16 protein-coding genes and 3 pseudogenes are annotated in these 19,892 nt (G+C 73.9%); 7 read left to right on the forward strand and 12 right to left on the reverse strand.

Annotated elements, in window-relative coordinates; translation table 11 throughout:
* The first annotated feature begins 234 nt into the window (after window positions 1–234).
* The 3 genes and pseudogenes from ACYVMZ_RS38105 (at window position 235) to ACYVMZ_RS38115 (ending at window position 914) form a co-directional block, all read left to right on the forward strand.
* Window positions 235–363, forward strand: coding sequence for a hypothetical protein (locus ACYVMZ_RS38105; protein ID WP_461087708.1), 129 nt, complete (start codon window positions 235–237; stop codon window positions 361–363).
* 18 nt (window positions 364–381) lie between these two features.
* Window positions 382–468 (forward strand): annotated as a pseudogene (locus ACYVMZ_RS38110) (RICIN domain-containing protein); the annotation flags it as partial.
* Window positions 469–602: 134 nt separating this feature from the next.
* Entirely contained in the window at window positions 603–914 is a 312-nt protein-coding gene (locus tag ACYVMZ_RS38115) for a hypothetical protein (RefSeq protein WP_461087710.1), read from the forward strand.
* 447 nt (window positions 915–1,361) lie between these two features.
* Here the strand turns inward: ACYVMZ_RS38115 and ACYVMZ_RS38120 are convergent, their stop codons facing one another.
* The 7 genes and pseudogenes from ACYVMZ_RS38120 to ACYVMZ_RS38150 all read right to left on the reverse strand — a co-directional run bounded on the left by ACYVMZ_RS38120 (window position 1,362) and on the right by ACYVMZ_RS38150 (window position 10,520).
* Window positions 1,362–1,739 (reverse strand): hypothetical protein, encoded by a 378-nt coding sequence (locus tag ACYVMZ_RS38120; protein ID WP_461087712.1) that lies wholly within the window; start codon window positions 1,737–1,739, stop codon window positions 1,362–1,364.
* Entirely contained in the window at window positions 1,736–2,323 is a 588-nt protein-coding gene (locus tag ACYVMZ_RS38125) for a TetR/AcrR family transcriptional regulator (protein ID WP_461087714.1), read from the reverse strand. The genes ACYVMZ_RS38120 and ACYVMZ_RS38125 overlap by 4 nt, the downstream gene beginning before the upstream one ends.
* Window positions 2,324–2,509: 186 nt before the next feature.
* Window positions 2,510–4,299, reverse strand: a pseudogene (locus tag ACYVMZ_RS38130) (SWIM zinc finger family protein).
* Between the two features lie 536 nt (window positions 4,300–4,835).
* Complete coding sequence (locus tag ACYVMZ_RS38135) at window positions 4,836–7,664, reverse strand: DEAD/DEAH box helicase (protein WP_461087716.1); 2,829 nt, start codon at window positions 7,662–7,664, stop codon at window positions 4,836–4,838.
* Window positions 7,665–7,760: 96 nt separating this feature from the next.
* Window positions 7,761–8,270, reverse strand: coding sequence for a sugar kinase (locus ACYVMZ_RS38140; protein ID WP_461087718.1), 510 nt, complete (start codon window positions 8,268–8,270; stop codon window positions 7,761–7,763).
* Window positions 8,271–8,338: 68 nt separating this feature from the next.
* Entirely contained in the window at window positions 8,339–9,487 is a 1,149-nt protein-coding gene (locus ACYVMZ_RS38145) for an ROK family glucokinase (RefSeq protein WP_461087721.1), read from the reverse strand.
* 295 nt (window positions 9,488–9,782) lie between these two features.
* Window positions 9,783–10,520, reverse strand: a complete 738-nt coding sequence (locus ACYVMZ_RS38150; RefSeq protein ID WP_461087737.1) for a GntR family transcriptional regulator — start codon at window positions 10,518–10,520, stop codon at window positions 9,783–9,785.
* 128 nt (window positions 10,521–10,648) lie between these two features.
* Here ACYVMZ_RS38150 and ACYVMZ_RS38155 point away from each other — a divergent pair, with 128 nt between their 5' ends.
* On the forward strand, window positions 10,649–11,671 hold the full coding sequence (locus ACYVMZ_RS38155) for a Gfo/Idh/MocA family protein (RefSeq protein WP_461087723.1): 1,023 nt from the start codon (window positions 10,649–10,651) through the stop codon (window positions 11,669–11,671).
* A gap of 94 nt (window positions 11,672–11,765) precedes the next feature.
* On the opposite strand, the gene ACYVMZ_RS38160 is transcribed toward ACYVMZ_RS38155, so the two are convergent.
* Complete coding sequence (locus ACYVMZ_RS38160; RefSeq protein WP_461087725.1) at window positions 11,766–12,434, reverse strand: response regulator; 669 nt, start codon at window positions 12,432–12,434, stop codon at window positions 11,766–11,768.
* A gap of 465 nt (window positions 12,435–12,899) precedes the next feature.
* Between ACYVMZ_RS38160 and ACYVMZ_RS38165 the strand changes: the two genes are divergently transcribed.
* Window positions 12,900–13,169 carry a hypothetical protein gene (locus ACYVMZ_RS38165; protein WP_461087727.1) on the forward strand — a complete coding sequence of 90 codons (270 nt, stop codon included), beginning with the start codon at window positions 12,900–12,902 and terminating at the stop codon, window positions 13,167–13,169.
* Window positions 13,057–14,751, forward strand: a complete 1,695-nt coding sequence (locus tag ACYVMZ_RS38170; RefSeq protein ID WP_461087729.1) for a caspase family protein — start codon at window positions 13,057–13,059, stop codon at window positions 14,749–14,751. The genes ACYVMZ_RS38165 and ACYVMZ_RS38170 overlap by 113 nt, the downstream gene beginning before the upstream one ends.
* 48 nt (window positions 14,752–14,799) lie before the next feature.
* Here the strand turns inward: ACYVMZ_RS38170 and ACYVMZ_RS38175 are convergent, their stop codons facing one another.
* The 3 genes from ACYVMZ_RS38175 to ACYVMZ_RS38185 form a co-directional block, all read right to left on the reverse strand.
* Window positions 14,800–15,642: a CHAT domain-containing protein gene (locus tag ACYVMZ_RS38175; RefSeq protein ID WP_461087739.1), complete on the reverse strand. Its 843-nt coding sequence runs from the start codon at window positions 15,640–15,642 to the stop codon at window positions 14,800–14,802.
* A gap of 154 nt (window positions 15,643–15,796) precedes the next feature.
* On the reverse strand, window positions 15,797–17,659 hold the full coding sequence (locus tag ACYVMZ_RS38180; RefSeq protein ID WP_461087731.1) for a hypothetical protein: 1,863 nt from the start codon (window positions 17,657–17,659) through the stop codon (window positions 15,797–15,799).
* Window positions 17,660–17,878: 219 nt separating this feature from the next.
* On the reverse strand, window positions 17,879–19,129 hold the full coding sequence (locus ACYVMZ_RS38185) for a sensor histidine kinase (protein WP_461087733.1): 1,251 nt from the start codon (window positions 19,127–19,129) through the stop codon (window positions 17,879–17,881).
* A 180-nt stretch (window positions 19,130–19,309) separates the two neighbouring features.
* Here ACYVMZ_RS38185 and ACYVMZ_RS38190 point away from each other — a divergent pair.
* A pseudogene (locus ACYVMZ_RS38190) lies at window positions 19,310–19,508 on the forward strand (hypothetical protein).
* A gap of 97 nt (window positions 19,509–19,605) precedes the next feature.
* On the opposite strand, the gene ACYVMZ_RS38195 reads toward ACYVMZ_RS38190, so the two are convergent.
* Window positions 19,606–19,892 (reverse strand): glycosyltransferase family 2 protein (locus ACYVMZ_RS38195; protein ID WP_461087735.1); only part of this gene is annotated, 287 nt, incomplete at its 5' end.

Here is a 19,892-nt window from a genome sequence, read left to right on the forward strand (position 1 = left end):
CCTACAACCAACCACCACACCCCAGCTTCTTCATCGGCAACGCCATGCCCACCCCACCCCGTCCCACCGTCTACACACCCTGAACCCGGCGCCCGCGCTGGTTCTTCGCGCCGCTGGCCTCAGCGGCGGGACGTGGGCGACCTGGTGCGGCGGCTCGTAGCCCTCTGCCCCCAGGGGTACGAGCCGCCGCACCGACAGGTACCGGCGGATCGGCCATCGCGGGCGGGCATTGCCATGCCCGCGCCACGGCGGTCGGCCCTGCCCGGCTACACCGCCCGGTGGGACGCCGAAGGCGCCCGGGACTGCTCGGGCAGCGCCAACCAGAAGTGGGCACGCACCGACGCAGGAGAACTGCGTGTGTAGGGCAGCAAATGCCCGGATGCCGAGGGCTCCGGTACCTCTGCCGGCACACGGGTCGTCATCTGGGACTGCGACGGCGGATCGAACCAGCGGTGGACCCTCGGCTGAAGGAGGATCGGGCCGGCGCCACGCAGACCGGGCCGCCCTGTGCGGGGCACGCACAGGGCTGCCATCACGGCCTTCGTTGTCGGCGCTGATTGAGCGAGTCATTCTGGATGGGCGGTGGCGGTACGCTTCGCCGCGTGACGAGAACGAGCGCACGGGAGGCCCAACTGAACCGGCTGTGGGGCGCCGTGTGTGCCTTCGCCGGGATCTTCCTCTTCCTATGGGCGCTGTCCTGGGTCAAGGCGAGCGTGCTCAACGAGGACCTGCAAAATCGCTGTGGAGAACTACACACAGCCAGTTTCCCCTTCGAGAAGTCCTGCACGCGCGAGGATGGCACGGTCGAGGGCGCGAACAGCTTGCTCTTCGACGGGATTTTCTTCGGCTCGATGGCCGCGGCTGCGGCCTGCTTGACAGTCGCGTTCACGATCGAGGCCAGCCGGAGGAAGTAGCACCGAGAGCGCGCGCCCGACGTCCAGCTACTTCTGTCGGGGCGTGGCCTGGATGCGGACGGACCCGATCAGAAGAGCACGTCGCGCTCGAAGGCTCACTCCCTCGACCGCCGCCGCGGCGTACTGGCCTGCGTACCTGCCTTGGCTCCTTGAAAGCGACAGAGGACCGCTCAGGAGCTTTCTTGGCGCCGTGCCGCATAGAGCCCAGGCACTATTTCCGGCGTGACCCTCCGCGGTCACCAATCGCGCTGCGTCAAGCCGCCAGCCCCCGGCCTCCCGTCGAACCCTGCCCGGTGAAGGTGCTGTTGGAAGCGGCATCAGGCGGCCGTCCCCAGTATTTCGTCACGGCCGTGCCGGTGCGCCGTCCACCCACCGCCGCTAGCAGAGGGCCAGCCGGTGTACGACGGTGGGCGCGCTTGTCACACTCTCCGGTCTGTTCCTGCAAGTTCACGCTGCGCCAGCCGCCGCCAGCAGCGCCACCGGCAACAGCAGCATCCATTGCGGCAGGCGCAGCAGCGGCTTCGACCAGCTGGCCGCCAGGGACACGATGAGGAACACGCCGGAGTAGGCCACGAAGTGGGCGGCCAGGAGCCAGGCGATGGTGTCACCACCGGAGCGGTTGCCCAGGGCCAGCCAGATCAGGGCAGCGGCGGCCAGGATCAGGTCGGCCGTGACCATGTGCCAGACCGCGTGCAGGACACGGCGGGGCTCATCGGGGAGGTTGCCGGCCAGCAGTGGCCGGACGACATCCCGACCGCCCGCCACGGCATGGATGGCTGCGACCGCGCCGGCCGTTATGCCGGCGGCGAGGAACCAGGCGTTCATCGGGTCTCGATTCCGCGGCCGACGATGGCCGCTAGTTGCGTGGCCAGCCGTGGGCCGGGCTGCTCGCCCACCAGGCCGACGTGGAAGAAGACAGCGCCGGCCAGCGTGTCCAACACCAGGTCGACCGGCAGGCCGGGGTCGACCTCCCCGCGCTGGACGGCTCGCTCGAACACCGGCACCAGGCCGTCCTTGGCCGGGGCCAGGAATTCGGAGCGAATGCGGACCTGCAACTCCGGGCTGGCGGCGAAGTCGGCCAGCAGGCCCGGCAGGGCAGCGGTCGCGGCCGGGGTGGAGAACTCCTGGATCAGCGCCTCCAGCAGGGCGGTGAGATCGCCGGTCAGGCTGCCGGTATCCGGTGCTGGAGCCGCCTCGGTCTGGGTGAAGACCGCCTCGTACACCAACTCGGCCTTGCCCGACCAACGGCGGTAGATGGTGTCCTTGCCCACGCCGGCCCGAGCCGCCACCGCACCGATGGAGGTGGCGGCGTAGCCGAGTTCGGTCACCAGCTCGGCCGTGGCGGTCAAGATCGCCTGATGGGCCCGGCTGTCTCGGGGACGCCCACGCGGGGCGCTGGAAAGCGTCATGCGATTAACCATACGGGACGACCCGTTGGGTTAATACGCCGGGATCGCGTCTCCTCAGGTGTGTTTCACGTTCTGCCGCCCGCCTTGTACCGGCTGGACGCCCCTGACCGTCGTTGCAACCTGTGCCAGGTGGTGCCGAGCGAGGGGCCGTGTTCAGGGGTGGACGGGTCGACGGTCGGCGAGGGCTCAGAGGTCGCTGGGTATGCCAAGGCCCGTCAGGGCGCCGACCGGGTCGAGGTCGGGGGTGCCGCGGGGCCACCAGTCGTCGCGGCCCGGCTCGGACTCGTACGCGTACCACAGGCCGTCGCGGCCGAGGCGCAGCTGGAGGTGGCCCCGGGGGTGGGTGAGGCGGTTGCGCCAAGGGCGGAAGGCGGGGAGGTCGGCGGCGAGGAGGAGGGGGCGGGCGCGGTCGACCTTCCGGCCGGCGGGTCCCAGGGTTCCTCCAGGACGGTGAGGCCCTCCAGTCCGCCCTGGCGCCAGGCGGCGACCGCGCGCGCCAGCTCGGCCGGGGTGCGGCCGGCGGCGGAGGCGAGGGAGGCGTACAGCGCGCGGGTGCCGGCGGTGAGCCCGGAACCGGGGCGGGCCGCGGCCAGGCGGACCGCGTCCTGCCACAGGGTGAGCTGCCCGACCGGGTCGCGGCCGGTGGTGAGCAGGGCGTGGGCGCGGGCGGCGGCGTCCGTGGCCAGTTGGTCCAGCGCGAAGGGGTCCGGGCCACCGGGGGCCGCCGGGTATGCCGGGGGCTGCTCGGGGTGTGGCGGCACCGGCGACGGCGCCGGGAGAGGCGGGAGCGCGCGCGGGGCGAGGGCGTCGGTGGCCCGGACGCCGGGGAGCGGTGCGGGGTCTTTGTCCTGCGCGGCGCGGGCCGCGCGGGCGGCGCTGCGGCGGGACAGGGCGTCGAGCAGTTCGCGCTCGCCACGGCCGCGCAGCAGGAGCAGGACGAAGGGGTCGGCGTCGAGGAGGCGGGCGGTCTGGTAGCACAGGGCGGCGGCGTGCTTGCAGGGGTGACCGGAGTCGGGACAGCTGCAGCGCGGGGCGAGATCGCCGGGTCCGGGCAGCAGGGGGACTCCGCACTCCGCGAGGGACTGCGGCATCTCCTTGTCGAGGAGGGCGGCGATGTGCCCGGGCCGGTCGGCGGCCGCGTCCAGGAACCGCTCCCAGTCGGCGTCGTCCAGCGTACGCAGCCGCACCTGCACGCGGTACGGCCGGGGGCGGCTGCCCTGCACGTATGCGAGGACGAGCCCCGGCGTCACGGTGATGGCGTCGACGTTTCCCTGCTCGGCGTATCCGCGGCCTCGGGCCAGCCGCTTGGGGTCCAGGGCGCCCTCTTCCAGCGCGGTGACCCACGCGTTTCCCCACCACGTCTCGGCGAAGCCCCTGCCGTCCGACGGGCGGGGCGGGAAGGCCGGGAAGGTACGGCGGAGTTCGTTGTCGCGGCCGGGGGCGGCCATGGAGCGGGGGACCTGGGGGGCCGCGGGAGGGGGACCCACCTCGGAAGTCCGGGAGGCCGAACTCTGCTGCCGGCCCGTCTTGTTGTGGTCGGGCTCCTCCGCCTCCGTGGGCATCCCGAAGGCGTCGGCCAGCAACTCCCTGACCTCACGCGCCCGCACACCGGCGGCGCGGTCCCGGGAGCCGCGCCGGGAAGGGGAAGCGGCAGGGGCGGAACGCCTCGCCCGGCCCTCGCCACCGGCGTCTTCCGCCGAGGCGTCCGGGCGGGCCCGACGCCTGCTGTCGGCCTCCGACGCGGTGCCGTCCGCCCGCTCCCGCTCCCGCCGGGCCGCGCGCAACGCCTCACGTGCGACGTCCGCCGGGCGGGGAGCTGAGGGGGCCGGGTGAGGGCCGTGCGCGGGCGCTGTGCCGTGCTCCTGGAGATCGGGAAGTTCTGCCGGGTCGGGAAGGTCTGCCCTATCAGGGAGTGGTGCCACGTCAGGGAGGTCAGCCCCATCGGGGCGTTCCGCCGCGTCGGGGAGATTTGCCATGTCGGGGCGTTCCGCCGCGTCGGGGTGTTCCGCCATGTCGAGGAGCTCTGCCCCATCGGGGCGTTCCGCACCGTTGGGGAGCTCTCCCGCGTCGGGAAGACCTACCGCATCGGCGAGTTCTCCCCCATCGGGGAGACCTGCCGTGCCGGAGGAGCCTGCCACGCCGGAGGAATCTGCCGCGCCGGAGGAGCCTGCCAAGTCAGGGGGATCTGCCGCCCCACCAGGGGCAACGGCCGAGATGTCCCCGGCCGGATCCTCCGGGGGGCCGCCGGGAACGTCCCCGGAACCGCCCTCCCCCGCCCCGTGCCGCGCCGCGAACGCCCTCCGCAGCGCCTCGCGCGCCACGTCGGCCGGGCGGGATGCCTGCGCGGCGGGCTGCTCGGGTGCCGTCGGGTTCGTGTCCGGCTCGGCGGGCTGGGGAGCCGGCCGGTGGACGTCGGTCGTGGCGGCCTCCCGGCTCGCCCGCTCCCGTGCCGCCCGCAGGGCGCGGCGGGCCACGTCGGCGGGGCGGTTCGGCTCGTCGGCGGGGCGGGGGGTCATGACGCCCTCCGCAGGGACACGAGGTCGGACAGCTCACGGTCCGTCAGCTCGGTGAGGGCCGACTCGCCGGAGCCGAGGACGGCGTCGGCGAGGGCTCGCTTGGACTCCAGCATCTCGGCGATGCGGTCCTCGACCGTGCCCTCGGTGATGAGGCGGTGGACCTGAACCGGCTGGGTCTGTCCGATGCGGTAGGCGCGGTCGGTGGCCTGCTCCTCGACGGCCGGGTTCCACCAGCGGTCGAAGTGGACGACATGCCCCGCGCGGGTGAGGTTCAGGCCGGTGCCGGCCGCCTTGAGGGACAGCACCAGGACCGGGGTGGCTCCGCTCTGGAAGCGGTCCACCATGCGTTCGCGTTCAGGGACCGGTGTGCCGCCGTGCAGCAGGTCCGTCGGGACCGCACGGGCGGCCAGGTGGGAGGTGATCAGGCGGGCCATGCCGACGTACTGCGTGAAGACGAGGGCCGATCCGTCCTCGGCCAGCAGGGTGTCCAACAGCTCGTCCAGCAGGGCGAGTTTGCCGGAGCGGGCGGCCAGCCGGTCGCCGGCGGCCTGCGTGTGCTCCTCCTTCAGGTACAGCGCCGGGTGGTTGCAGATCTGCTTCAGCGAGGTCAGGAGCTTCAGCACCAGGCCGCGTCGGGCCATGCCCTGCGCGGTCTCGATGGCGAGCATCGACTCGCGCACCACCGCCTCGTACAGCGCGGCCTGTTCGCGGGTGAGCGGGACCGGGTGGTCGGTCTCCGTCTTGGGCGGCAGCTCGGGCACGATGCCAGGGTCGGACTTCTTGCGGCGCAGGAGGAAGGGGCGGACGAGGCGGGCCAGGCGCTGCACCGCTTCCTCGTCCTCGCCGTTCTCCACCGCGCGCGCGTGCCGGGCGCGGAACGACTTCAGAGGGCCGAGGAGTCCCGGGGTCGTCCAGTCGAGCAGCGCCCAGAGTTCGGAGAGGTTGTTCTCGACCGGTGTGCCGGTCAGGGCCACGCGTGCGGGGGACGGGATCGTGCGCAGCGCCTTCGCCGTGGCCGAGTAGGGGTTCTTCACGTGCTGCGCCTCGTCGGCGACGACCATGCCCCATGTCTGCTGGGCCAGGGTCGGCGCGGCCGAGCGCATGGTGCCGTACGTGGTGAGGACGAAGCCGCCGGCCAGGTCGTCCAGGGTGCGCTCGGGGCCGTGGAAGCGGCGGACGGGGACGCCGGGCGCGAACCGGGTGATCTCCCGCTGCCAGTTGCCGAGCAGCGAGGCCGGGCAGACCACCAGGGTCGGTTCGCGGCGGGCCCGCTTCAGGTGCAGGGCGATGACGGTGATCGTCTTGCCGAGGCCCATGTCGTCGGCGAGGCAGCCGCCGAGGCCGAGGGAGGTCATGAGGTCGAGCCAGGCCAGGCCGCGCAGCTGGTAGTCGCGGAGGGTGGCGTGCAGGCCCGGTGGGGGTTCGGCGGGGCGTACTCCGGCGGTCAGGCGGTCGCGCAGGTCGGCCAGTGCGCCGGCCGGGACCGCCTCGACCGTCTCGCCGTCGACCTCGGCGGTGCCGGTGAGGGCGACGGACAGCGCGTCGACGGGGTCGAGGAGGCCCAGGTCCCGCTTGCGGGCCTTGCGGACGAGGGCCGGGTCGACCAGCACCCACTGGTCGCGCAGCCGGACGACCGGGCGGTGGGCCTCGGCGAGGGCGTCCATCTCGGCCTCGGTGAGCGGGGCGCCGCCGAGCGCCAGCTGCCAGCGGAACTGCAGCAGGTCCTCGCTCTCGAAGAAGCCGGTGCCGTCGGTCGCCGAGCCGGGCGCGGGCCGTACCACCGCCGTCGCGGACAGGTCCTGGGCGAGGTCCTTCGGCCAGTGCACGGCGACCCCGGCCGCGGCGAGCCGGGTGGCGGCGACGCCGAGCAGGTCGCTCAGCTCCTCCTCGGACAGCGCCAGGACGTCGGGCACGTCCTGGTCGGAGAGCCGGTCCAGCGGCGGCCAGACGCGGGCCGCGCGGCGCACGGCGAGGGCGGCGTCCACGCGCGCGCGTGGCCCGAACGCGTCGTCCGCCTCCCCCGCCCACAGGGCCGCCGCGTCGACGACGAGGGTCGGGTCGGCGAGGCTGTGCACCTGGACGACCGCCGCTCCGGCGCTGCGCAGACCGTCCGTGTCGGTGTCGAACAGGTCGTACGCCGACAGGTCCAGGCGCAGCGAGATCCGCACGCCCGCGTCCATGCCGGCGGCGACCTCGGCGGCCCAGTCGTGGGCGTCGGGCAGGCGCTGGGCCTCGTGCGCGGCGAAGGGCCTGCCCGAGGTGTACGGCGCGGCAGGGGTGCGGGGCAGGGTGTCGGCGACTGCGTCCAGGAAGGCGCGCATCAGCGCCTGGGGTTCGGGCAGCCGGATCGGTCCGGGTCCGGGGAGCGGGACGGCGTGGCCCTCGTACGGGAGGGCGGCGGCGACCGCGCGCAGGTGGGCGACGTCGTCCGGGTCCAGGGGGCCGGCTCGCCAGGCGTCGTGGCCAGTGGCCGTCAGGCCGGGCAGCAGCCGGCCGCGGGCCGTCAGCCGCAGCGCGTGCAGTGCGGCAGCGCCCCAGCAGGCGGTGGCGGGGTGGGCCGCGGGGTCGTGCCGGGCGCGCACCAGCAGCGGCAGTGCCTCGCCGAGCGGGAGCGACAGCGCCGGGGTGGTCCGCCGCCGCACGCCGGCGCCGTGCCGTCGTACGACGGTGAGCTCGGTGTCCTCGGCGGGCAGCTCGCCGCCCTCGGGGTCCCAGAAGGCGATCCGCCCCTCGCGCGGGAGGGGCGCGGGCAGGAAGACGGCCGCGAGTCGCACGGGGACCGCGGCCTCCCCTGCCCGCTCGGCCATCACGGCCGTGCCGCTCATACGTCCTGTCACCTCCCGCCCGTGTGTCGGATCAGACGTCTTCGACTCTACGGGCGGGGTCTGACAATCGGCCCCGGGCGGGGTCTGCCGCGCCGGTCAGGGCACGGTGCGGGAGACGACGTACACCATCGGGTAGGCCGGATTGGCCAGGTTCACGACGATGTCGTGCGTGGGGGCCGGGTTCTTCTGCCGGTGCACCAGGCCCCACCACTGGCCCGGCTCCGTGAACTCCCAGCCGCTGACCCGCTGGTCGCGGGTGCCGATGGTGATGTCGCCCGGTTTCAGGTCGTGCCGGTTCACGCCCACGCTCGCCAGGAAGGCGTCCAAGCCCGCCGCGCTGGTCTCGAACTGGACGTAGAGCCGGCTGGTCTTCCAGTTGTTGGTCTCGTAGTACGCCACGTGCCAGGCCGGGTGCGGGACGGGCACCTGGTAGAGGCGGCGCTGCAGCTTCGACGGCCAGCCCTCGGTCAGGCCGGTCGCCGAGTACTTGGCCTCCTTGTCCTTGCCGCTGTCGCGGCTCTGGTTCGCGGAGATCACCAGGTAGCCGGCCGGGATGCCGATGAGGAGCACGATGATCAGCAGGGTGAGCGCCCTGCGGCGGATCATGTGGCGGCGGTCCTCGGCCGGTCGCCGCGGCGTCTGCGAAGGACCGGGCCGCAGCGGCGGAGCGTCCGTCACAACGACTCCCGGGTGCTGCGGCGGGTCTGCGCGTACCGCTCGTAGCGCTCGTAGCGCTCCACCCGGCGCCGCTTGGCGCGGCGGAAGCGCCGGGCGACCAGCCGGGCGAGGTCGGCGGCGCCGACCATGCCGGCCTCGGGGCCGAGCTGGGCGCGGGTGATACGGGCCTCGGGGCGGTAGCCGCGGCCGGTCAGATGCCGGCGGAACGCGTCCCGCGCGGGGCCGATCAGCAGGTCGTCGGCGGCCGAGACACCGCCGCCGATCACGAAGCAGGACGGGTCCAGGGCGGCCGCGAGGTTGGCGATGCCGACGCCGAGCCACTGGCCGATGTCCTGGAGCAGCTCGATGCACATCGCGTCGCCCTCGCGGGCCAGCTCGGTGATCATCGGTCCGGTGATGTCACCGATGTTGCCCTTGACGTGCTCGATGATCCCGTACGCCACCGGCGAATCGGCGGCGGCGAGCTCCCTCGCCTCCCTGACCAGGGCGTTTCCGGAGCTGTACTGCTCCCAGCAGCCGCGGTTGCCGCACGGGCAGCGGTGGCCGCCGGGCACGACCTGCATGTGCCCGAACTCGCCGGCGACACCGTACTTGCCCCGCTTGACCTGGCCGTCCTCCAGGATCGCGCCGCCGATGCCGGTGCCGAGCGTGATCATGACGAGGTGGTCCTCGCCGCGGCCGGCGCCGAAGCGCCACTCGGCCCAGGCGGCGGTGTTGGCGTCGTTGTCCACGAGCACCGGGACGGACAGGCGGCTGGCGAGGCGGTCGCGCAGCGGCTCGTTGCGCCAGGACAGGTGGGGCGCGAACAGCACCCGGTTGCGGTCGGCGTCGACCCAGCCGGCCGCGCCGATGCCGACGGCGTGCACGTCGTGCCGGTCGGACAGGTCCAGGACCAGTTCGACGATGGTGTCCTCGACGACCCTCGGGCTCTTGGACTTGTCCGGGGTCTCCGTGCGGAGCTTCTCCAGGATGTTGCCGTCGGCGTCGACGACGCCGGCCATCACCTTGGTACCGCCGATGTCGATGCCCACCGTCGGCACCCGGGGTGCGGTCAGATGGGAGCGGCGCTCCCTGGTGCCCACCGTGCGGAGCACGGGGGCACGGCGGGAGCCGATGGGGGCGGTGAAGTCGCGGTAGGTGCTCATCGCCGCCGATTCTGCCTCACCGTGACGCTGAGTGCTGTAAGGGGGAGCAGAGGGGCGTGCGGATCATTGCCGGGGCGGGTGCGTTGCGGTCGCTCGCGCAGTCCCCGCGCCCCTGAAGACGTCGCAGTTCATGGCGTTGATCGTCCAGCTCGTCTCCGCCCGCCACGTCGCCTCGCCGGCTCCTCCAGCGTGATCACGTCCCGGGTGCGGCTGCCCACCATCGCGCCCCGCTTCGACGGCATGAACCTGTCCCCCACCGGACATCGCGGCGAACTCCAGGCCGGTGGGCGGGAGTTCAGGACCGTACGAGCAACTGGAACTCGAAGGAGTAGCGGGACGGCCGGTAGGTGTGGGTGCCGAACTCCACCGCGCGGCCGGTGTCGTCGAACGTCACCCGCTGCATGGTCAGCAGCGGGGCGCCCGCCTCCTCGCCGAGCCGCTCGGCCTCCGCCGCGGTGGCGGCACGGGCGCCGATGGACTGGCGGGCGCTGTGCAGGGTGATCCCCGCGGCCCGCATCAGCCGGTACAGGCCGGTGGCCTCCAGCTGCGCGGTGTCCAGGTCGATGAGGCCGGGCGGCAGGTAGTTGCACAGGTACGCCATCGGCTCGCCGTGCGCGAGCCGCAGCCGCTCCACCCGGTGCACCTCGCTGTCCTCGGCCACGCCGAGCGCGGCCGCGACCTCGGCGGACGCCGGAACGACGGTGTTGACCAGGACCTTCGTGGCCGGGCGCTGTCCCGCCGCCTCGAGGTCGTCGTAGAGGCTGCTGAGCTCCAGGGGGCGCTTGACCTGGCTGTGCACGACCTGCGTGCCGACGCCGCGGCGGCGCACGAGCAGGCCCTTGTCGACGAGCGACTGGATGGCCTGACGGACGGTCGGCCGGGACAGGCCGAGCCGGGCGGCGAGCTCGATCTCGTTGCCCAGCAGGCTGCCGGGGGTCAGCGTGCCGTGCTCGATCGCGGCCTCCAGCTGCTGGGCCAGCTGGAAGTACAACGGCACGGGAGAGCTGCGGTCCACGCTCAGCTCGAGCGGCACGGTCGGGTCGACTTCTGGTTTCGGCACGGGCCGAGCGTAGCTCCGTGCGTTGTTGACGGGAAGTTGTGTAGTCCGATTGTCCGGACATACGCATTGACAGGGGCGGGCTCGGTCCCCAGTTTGATTCCATGCGCATCGGGGTCATCGGTACGGGCCGCATCGGCACCATTCACGCCCACACACTCAGTCGGCACCGCGACGTCGGCTCCCTGATCCTCACGGACGCGGACGTCTCCCGGGCCCAGGAGCTGGCGCACCGGCTGGGCGAGACGGCGGCACCCGGGGTGGACGAGATCTTCCGGTGGGGGGTGGACGCCGTGGTCATCACGACGGCGACGTCGGCCCACGCCGAACTGATCGGTCGGGCAGCACGCTCGGGGCTTCCGGTGTTCTGCGAGAAGCCCATCGCGCTGGATCTGGCGGGGACGTTGCAGGCGATCAGCGAGGTGGAGACGGCCGGGACGGTCCTGCAGATGGGGTTCCAGCGCCGCTTCGACACGGGTTACACGGGGGCCCGCGAGGCGGTGCGGTCCGGGCGGCTCGGCCGGCTGCACACCGTGCGGGCGCTGACGAGCGACCAGGCGCCGCCGCCCGCGGAGTGGCTGCCGCTGTCCGGCGGGCTGTACCGCGACGCGCTGATCCACGACTTCGATGTCATGCGCTGGGTGACGGGCCGCGAGGTAGTGGAGGTGTACGCCGCCGGGTCCGACGCCGGGCCCGCCATGTTCCGCGAGGCGGGTGACGTCGACACGGGCGCGGCGCTGCTGACTCTGGACGACGGCACGCTCGCCACAGTCACCGCGACGCGGCTGAACGGGGCCGGGTACGACGTGCGCATGGAGCTGGCCGGGGAGCTCGACCAGATCGTCGTCGGCCTGGACGACCGTACGCCGATCGCGTCCACCGAGCCGACCGGGCCGCCGGCCGCGGACAAGCCGTGGAAGGGCTTCCTGGAGCGTTTCGGGCCGGCGTACGAGGCGGAGCTGAACGCGTTCGTGGAGGTCGTGCGGGGCGAGCGGCCCAATCCGTGCGACGGACGGGAGGCCCTGCAGGCGCTGCGGATCGCCGAGGCCTGCGAGTTGTCCCGGCGGGAGCGCAGACCGGTATGGCTCGCGGAGATTCCGGGTGGGGCGGCGCCGGTGCTGATGTGAGAGGTGCCTGCGGTGGCCTGTGCGGCTTGGGTGGGGGCTGTGCAGCGCCTACGGGTACGTTGTGGGCCGGGGCCGGCACCCCCAGCCACAGCGGTCAGTCCTCCTCCTCCAGCAACCCCGCGTCGTAGGCCAGCAACGCGATCTGCACCCGGTTGTTCAGGTCGAGCTTGGCCAGGATCCGGGAGACGTGGGTCTTGACGGTGGCCACGCTCATGAAGAGGTCGGTGGCGATCTCGGCGTTGGACAGGCCGCGGCCGACCGCGACGGCGACCTCGCGTTCGCGGTCGTTGAGGGCGGCGATGCGCCCACGCGCGCGCGTGCGGCGCGTGTCGCCGGCGGTGCCGGCCGCGTGCCGCATCAGCTGGCGGGTGACGGTGGGCGACAGGACGGGATCCCCCGCCGCGACCCGGCGCACCGCGTCGACGATCTCGGCGGGCGGGGTGTCCTTGAGGACGAACCCGGCGGCGCCCGCGCGCAGGGCGCGCAGCACCTGTTCGTCGGCGTGGAAGGTGGTGAGCACAACGACCTGCGGTGCGTCCTTGCGCGCGCGCAGCCGCTCCGTGGCCGTGAGCCCGTCCACACCGGGCATCCGGATGTCCATGAGGACGACGTCCGGGCGCATGCGGTCGACGAGTTCCTCGGCCTCTCCGCCGTCACCGGCCTCGCCGACGACCTCGATGTCGTCGGCGCCGCCCATCATGAAGGACAGTCCGGCCCGCACCAGCGGATCGTCGTCGACGAGGAGCAGTCTGATCGCAGTCATGGGCTTACGTAATCACGGGCGCGGCGGCGACTGCGCGGGCCTGCGCGAACCGCACGCCGCCGGGACCGCCGGAGCCGCTGACTCCGCAGCACCACGCCGCAACTGGCGCGCAGGCGGCGGCCTCCCACCAGGCCACCGGTGAGGGCGACCGTCACGACGAACAGCGGAACGGCCGTCATGGCGCCGAAGTGGGATGACCGTGCGGCGGGAAGAGCCGGTGCGCCCGGACGCGGGCCGAGCGCGCGAACGCGTATCCCGGCATCAGGGGCAGGACCAGGCCCCAGGGGCACTGCATCAGCAGCAGCGCCCACGTGCAGCCGGATGTCCGTGGCCGCCCGGCCCGCAACAGTTGCCGCAGCGGCGGCCATCAGGGCAACTGGTCAGGCGGTGAAGGGACATGGGGACCGCGCGCGTGCGCCCCGCGAACGCCCTGCCCACGCACCGGGGGCCTGGCAAGATCCCCGCATGCGCACCGTGTACGCCCTGTTCGTGGGCATCGACGACTACCCCGGCCGACCGCTGCGCGGCTGTGTCAACGACGTCCGGGAGGCGGAGGGCTGGCTGCGGCGGCAGGACGGTCTCAGGGCCGAGATCCGGGCGCTGCACGACGGCCGGGCCACGCGTGCCGCCGTGCTGGCGGGCATCGAGGAGCATCTCGGGCGGGGCGGGCCGGACACACGCGCTGCTGTGGTTCTGCGGGCACGGCAGCGAGGCCCCCACCGACGATCCGCGTGAGGCCACGGGCTGGTCCCAGGCGCTGGTGTGCCAGGACAGTCTCGGCCCGGGCGGGCAGCCGTTGCTGCAGGACACCGAGCTCGGCGCGCTGCTCGACGGGATCGCCGCGCGCGGCACCCATGTCGTCGCGGTCCTGGACTGCTGCCACTCGGGCGGCGCCACCCGCGAGGACGGCGCCGGTGTGCCCGGGGCGACGGCGCGCGGGGTGCCCTGGCAGCCCTGGTGGCGCACGGAGGCGGCCCGAGGGAACTCCCGGGACGGCGGCGGGCAGGGTTCCGGGCCGCGCCGGCATGTCCTGCTCGCCGCGTGCCGGCCGCGGGAGCGCGCGCACGAGAGCCTGCTCGACGGCCGGGTGCGCGGCCACTTCAGCCACGCGATGCTGGGCACGCTGGACCGACTGGGTGGCATGGCCACGTACGGGGCGGTGCACGCGCGCGTGGAGGAACGGGTGCGCGCCCTGAGCCTCCACCTTCAGCACCCCGAGCTGCGCGGTCCGGAGGACGGGCGTTTCCTCTTCGGGGACCCGGTGCCGACCTCGCCGTTCCTGCTCCGGCACACGGCGTGGGGCTGGGAGGTCACCTGCGGTGCCGTGCACGGACTGCGGGCCCCCGGCGCCGAGTTCACGCTCCTCGGCGCCGGCGCGGGGCGCACGGTGGTCGTCCGGGAGGTGCGCGCGGAGTCCGCCCTGGTGGAGCCGGTCGGCTGGCAACCGACGTCTGCCGACCAGGAGTCGGTGCATGCGGTGACACCGTCGGCGCTGGCGTTCGCGCCGGCCGCCGTGACGCTCACCGGGGATCCGGGCGCCGTACAGCTGCTCGCGCGGGCCGTCGCGGGCGTGCCCGTGCTGGCCGTCGGCGGGGACGGGCTGCCGCTGCGGGTCGAGGCCGCAGGCGGCCGGGCGCGGGTGTCGGGCGGCGCCGGGCATCCCGTGCCCGGTCTGCCGCTGCGCACGCCCGCGCACGCGGCACGGGTCGCCGACTGTCTGGCCCACATCGCCCGCTGGCACCACATCCGGGACCTGGCCAACCCCGATCCGCTGCTGTCGTCGCTGGTCCGCGTCACCGTGGAGGAGACATCGGTGGGCAGCGTGCGGTACGCGGCCGACGGTGAGATCATCTGCGCGTACACCCCGGACGGCCGGGAGCCGCAGGTGAGGGTCCGCATCCACAACGCCTCCGGACGCCCGCTGTGGGCGGTGCTGCTGGACCTGACGGACCGTTACGCGTCGTCGCCGCACCTGTACGAGGGTGAGTTCATCGGCGACGGGAAGGCCGGGCTCGCCCGGCGCGGGGAGCCTGTGTGGCTGCGGCTGCCGCCGGGCCGCGCGCTGGTGCGGGGCGCCTTCACCCGGGACTGGCTGAAGGTGATCGTGGCCGAGAACGAGCTGAACCTCGCTCCGTTCCGGCTGCCCGCCTGGTCCCCCGCTGCCCCCTCCGACGCGCGCGAGAGCGCCGCCGCGCCCGGCGGGGGCGGGCTGCTGCGGCTCACCCCCGCGTCGGCGGCCCGGGACGCGGGCGGCCCGGCGCCCGGGGTGGGCCGCTGGGGGACGGCCCAGGTGGTCGTACGGACGGAAATCCCGTGAACGGGCCCGGATTCCGTGGCCGGGGCGCTTCACCAACCGAGGCGCCTGTCACCAGCCGAGGTGGGTGAAGCCCGCCCACGCGGTCAGGTCGTCGCCGCGGATGTCCCGGACGCGGGCCCGCAGGTGGGCCGGCATGCCGGGCGGCGGCTCGCGGCGGTCGTTCAGCATCCACAACTGGGCGCTGCGCAGGGCTGTTCCGGGCGGCAGGCCGTCGCGGCTCATGAAGTGGTGGGTCATGTACATCAGCAGCGAGGTCGCCTCGTCGGGTACCGGCCACAGGGAGCCGATCACGGAGCGGGCGCCCGCGACGAGGAACGCGGTGGACAGGCTGTACGCCTCGTCGTAGCCGTGCCCGGAGACGTTGGTGCGGCAGGCCGCGAGGACCACCAGTTCCAGGCTCCGGTACCGGGTCGCGCCCTCGGTCAGCTCCTCGGCTGCCAACTGCCCGCCGGACAGGGCGAGATAGGCGCTGTGCCGCTCGCCCTGGCGCACCACTCCGTGGCAGGCCAGGTGCAGCAGGCCGCCCCGCTGCCGACGCAGCCAGTCGGTGACGGCGGCGGGCGTGGCGGTGCCGGGGCCGAGGAGGTCGCCGTGCGGGTGGAAGACGCGGTGCACGGCCTCGGCCTCCTCGCCCGCGTGGTGCAGGTCGCGGGTCGGGTTGCCGACGACGAGGGCCTGCCGCGTTCCGGCGGCGGGCCGGGCGGCCACCTCGCACAGCAGGCGGGCGGAGGGCAGGTAGGAGATGCCGGCCTGCTCGCAGACGCGGCCGCCGCGCCGTCCGGGCAGCCGGGCCGCGTGCCAGGGCACGGCACCGAGTTCCGCCATGGGCACCAGGACGACGGAGGGGACCCGGCCGTAGCCGCGCGGAAGGTGCTTCAGCAGCGGCTCCATCGCCGCCTCGCCGGCCCAGTCGCACAGCCGCTCCAGAACGGCGCGGCTCGTACCGGGGCCGGGTGCGGGTTCGGGTGCGGTGGTGTCGACGGGTGGTCCGCCGGCGTCGCGGCCGGGGGTGCCGGTGGCGCGGTAGGCCGCCAGCGGGGGCGCGTCACGGGAGAGCCGGGGCAGGGCGAGGGTGCGCACCGTGCCGTCGGAGGTGACGACGAGTGCGGCACCGGGGCTGTCGCGCCGGCCGAACGGGCCGGGGTCCTGCTCCTCGCCGGGCACCAGGTAGACCAGCGCCGTCGCGCCCATCGCGCGCAGCGCCGCCCCGATCTCCTCGGGTGAGGGGGCGTCCAGCAGCCGCCGCCGGTGCGGGGACGCGGCGAGCGCCTCCAGGACGCGGCGGCGCAGTCTGCTGGTCGGCCCGGGGACGGTCGTCCAGCCGCTCAGCAGCGCCTCCTCGCCGGGGTCGGGAGCGATCGCCCCGGCGGCCCGCCACTCGTCCGCGAGGTCGGTCCGCCCGAGCGCGGTGAGCAGGTCGGGCACGGTGGCCGCCATGGTCGCCGCGTGCAGGACGAGTCCGCGTCCCGCTTCGAGGGCCCGTACGGCGTCGGTGTGGGCGCCGTCGGCCAGGCACCAGCGGGCGACGTCCAGTGCCTGCTCGCCCGCCAATCCGTGCGGTCTGCGCCGCGTGGGCCGTACCCGTCTGGAGCAGGACGCTCCAGGCGGCGGCCCGTACGGACGCGATGCCGATGCGCCGGGCCTCGTCGTGGTTGAGGCGTCTGGTCCGCGGGTCGCCGGTGTGCAGGTCGCCCCTGATGCGGTAGGCCCGGGCCAGCGTCACGCCGGTGCCGCCCCACAGCGGATGGTGGGGGCCGCCGGTCAGTCGCCAGGTGTGTCTCAGCCAGGCGATGCCCTGGTCGAGGTGCTGGGCGCGCCGCTCGGGGGGCGCGATCTGCAGGTCGGCCACGGCGCAGTGCAGCGCGCCGAGCCGGCCCGTGGCGCGGATCCACCGGTCGTCGTCGGGTTCGAGCAGGTCCAGGGCGTCCTCGTACAGCTCCGTGGCTTCGAGGAGTGCCGGGTAGTCCCCGGCGACCAGGGCGCGTGTCGCGTGGCTGGACGCCGCTTCGCCCAGTCGGTGGGCCCGCACGTTGCGCGGCAGTGCGGCGATCTCCCGGCGCACCTCGTGCACCGGGACACCGGTCGGCGCAGGGGAGGCGACGGGGTCGAACCGTCCCGTGCGCCGGCCGCGCAGCACCGTCAGGGCGCTCCTGGCGGCCTCCAGGTGCGACTCGAACTCCAGTCGGTCCATGTGGTCGTCGGGGAACCGGGCCAGGGCGGTGTCGAGCACCTGGATCTGTTCGGCCAGGGCCGCCTCGTCCTCGCGGCGGATGGCCTGGTGCAGCCGGTAGACGGCCAGCAGTGTGGCCAGGACCGCGCCCTGCTCGTCATCGAGCGGTGCCGCCTCGATCGCGCGGGCGAGTTCCTCCACGGCTGCGTCGTACTCGTCGTGGCCTCCGCCGAACTGGGCCAGCTGGGCCCGCAGTTGGGCGTGGGTGACGTCGAGCAGCCGGCGTACGGGACTGCCCGGCGGCTCCAGGTCGCGGGTCCGCTCGATCCGGCGCAGCGCGGCCTCCATCTCCGCCGGGTCCGTGATGTGCTGTGTCTCGAAACTGTGGTTCCGGGCCACGACTTCGGCCTGCCAGCGCCCGTCCGGGGGCCCGTGCTCGGTGGCCTCGCGCCACAGTTCCTCCTCGCGCTGCCGGTCGGCCACCGGCTGGTCGAGCCGCAGCAGGGGCAGGAGGCTCAGTATCTGTCCGGCGCGCAGGCCCGAGGGTGTGGTGCCGCGGGGCAGCTCCCGCCAGTCCGCGTACAGCCGGTCGAACGCCTCGGCCCCGGTGGAGCAGCCCAGCCGGTCCAGGACCAGGTCGCTGAACCGGGCCAGGTCACGGCCCGCCGCGCCGGCGTCCCGTTCCGCCTGACGCACCTCCCACAGCAGGGCCTCCAGGTCGTAGTCCGGTGCGGGCACGTCACATCCCCCTACCAGGCGACAGGCGCCCATGATCGTGCGCTCGCCGCACGCGCCACAAGGGCCGCATGAACCGGCTGTTCACGCTACTGGGTGCAGAGCTCCCGGGAGGCACGGTGACGGGTCGTCACCCGGTCGGCATCGGGGCGGAGCCGGGTTGACGCACATGACCCCGTCACCACGGCCGTGCTCACCCCACACCGTCACCACCGGCGGCACTCACCCCCACGGCAACCACGCCCGGACCTCGAACCCGCCGTCCTCGGTGGGCCCGTGCTCCAGGGTGCCGCCCGCCAGCGTCGCCCGTTCGGTCAGGCCGATCAGGCCCTGGCCCGAGCCGGGTACGGGCGGCACCTCCCCCTCGGGCGGCGGATTGCGTACGGACACGGTGAGCCCGTCGCCCGGGGCGACGGTGACGGACACCGTGACCTCCGTGCCGGGGGCGTGCTTGCGGGCGTTGGTCAGGCCTTCCTGGGTGATGCGGTAGGCGGTGCGGCCGACGGAGGCGGGGACGGCGGCGGGATCGGTGACGCGGTTGTCGAGGCAGACCTTCATGCCGGCCTCACGGGACTCGGCGACCAGCGTGTCCAGCGCGGCGAGCGTCGGCTGCGGCCGGCCCGTGTCGTCGGGTTCGCCGGCCCGCAGCACGCCGATGATCTCCCGCAGGTCCTGCAGGGCCTCGTGCGCGCTCTCACGGATGACACCGGCGGCCCGCGCGATCTCCTCGCGGGGCGCGTCGGGCCGGAACTCCAGGGCGCCGGCGTGCACGCTCAGCAGGGTCAGCCGGTGGGCGAGGACGTCGTGCATCTCACGGGCGATGGCCTCACGCGCGAGCCGCTGGGCCTGTTCGGCCCGCAACCGCGCCTCCGTCTCGGCACGCCGGGCGCGGTCGCGCAGACTCAGCATGAGCTGCCGCTTGGACCGGACGAACATGCCCCAGCCGACGAGCGCGAAGGTGAGCACCACGCTGAGCGCGACTCCCGCCAGGAAGGGCAGGTCGGGGACGGGCCGCAGCCAGTAGTAGAGCGGGACCAGCGCCAGTTGGGCACCGGCCACCCAGGCCACGTACCGGAAGGGGCGGTGCACGGCGAGCGTGAACAGGGAGATCAGGACCACGCCGCCCGCGGTGTCCGAGACGAGGCTGACGGGGATCATGGCTGCGGCCAGCCCGAGCGGCCAGCGGCGGCGCAGCCAGACTGCGGCACAGGCGAACGCGCCGAGCCACTGGTCGGCGACGACCAGCGCGTGTGGCAGGTGGGTGTAGTCGGTGAGCCCGTCCGCGGACAGCATGCCAACGACGACTGCGAGCAGGAAGCAGGAGAAGTCGACGGCCCAGTCACGTGCGGTGCGCCGGGGCCGACGCCCGGACCGTTGCGGGTCGGGGTCGAGTTCGTGGATGAGGGCGGACGGAAAGAACCACCTGGGCCCCGCGAACACCGGGGAGGCCTGCGCCGCGTTGTCACCACTCACGGTCGACGAATCTACGCAGCCTCGGCCGGACCGGCCGCCGAGCGCACGGGATCGCCGACCAAAGTCACGAGGGCGACGACTTTCGGCGTACCCGGACGTGGCGGATCGCGACCTTCCGCCACCTGGGACTCGCCCCGCGGCCGATGTGCGTGGGGGGTCCGCGGGGCGAGGGTCTTTGCCATGAAGCAGATGCTGGATTCTCGGCTTCGTCGCCCTGGTGCAGGGCGTGGCGGGCCTGGTGCACGAGTTCACCGACTGGGACTGGGGGTTCGTGCAGCGGCTGGACTTCCTCGACGGCTATGAGATCTACGCGAGCGTCGCCCTGCTCGTGCTGGGCGCCGCCCTGTTCGCCGCCGCCGAGAGCCAGAAGTCCCGCTGAAGCCCACCCGGGAGTCCCGGCAGGGACTCCCGGGACTCCCGGCAGGGACTTCCGGCCGACGCGCGGTCCTGGCGGTCACCGCCCGGTCACCGCCCGGTCAGCAGTCGTAGTCGACCCGGTCGAACGAGGCGTAGTGGTCGGCCGTGTAGTAGTCCTCCTGGTGCTCCTCGCCGGTGACGACGCGGCGCGCGCAGGGCAGGGCAGGTGCGCCCGAGCCTGTCCAGTTCGGTCCGGTGCCGTCGGTCGAGCCGTCGTCGACTGCGATGATCTCGATCTTGTCGAGCCCGAGCGTCTGCTCCATGGCGGACGTCACGCACCTGGTCAGCTCAGGCATGGAGTTGTGGGCGGGGATGATCACGCTGACACGGGGAGGATCCGTAGGGG

It is taken from the genome of Streptomyces deserti, from assembly GCF_054782695.1.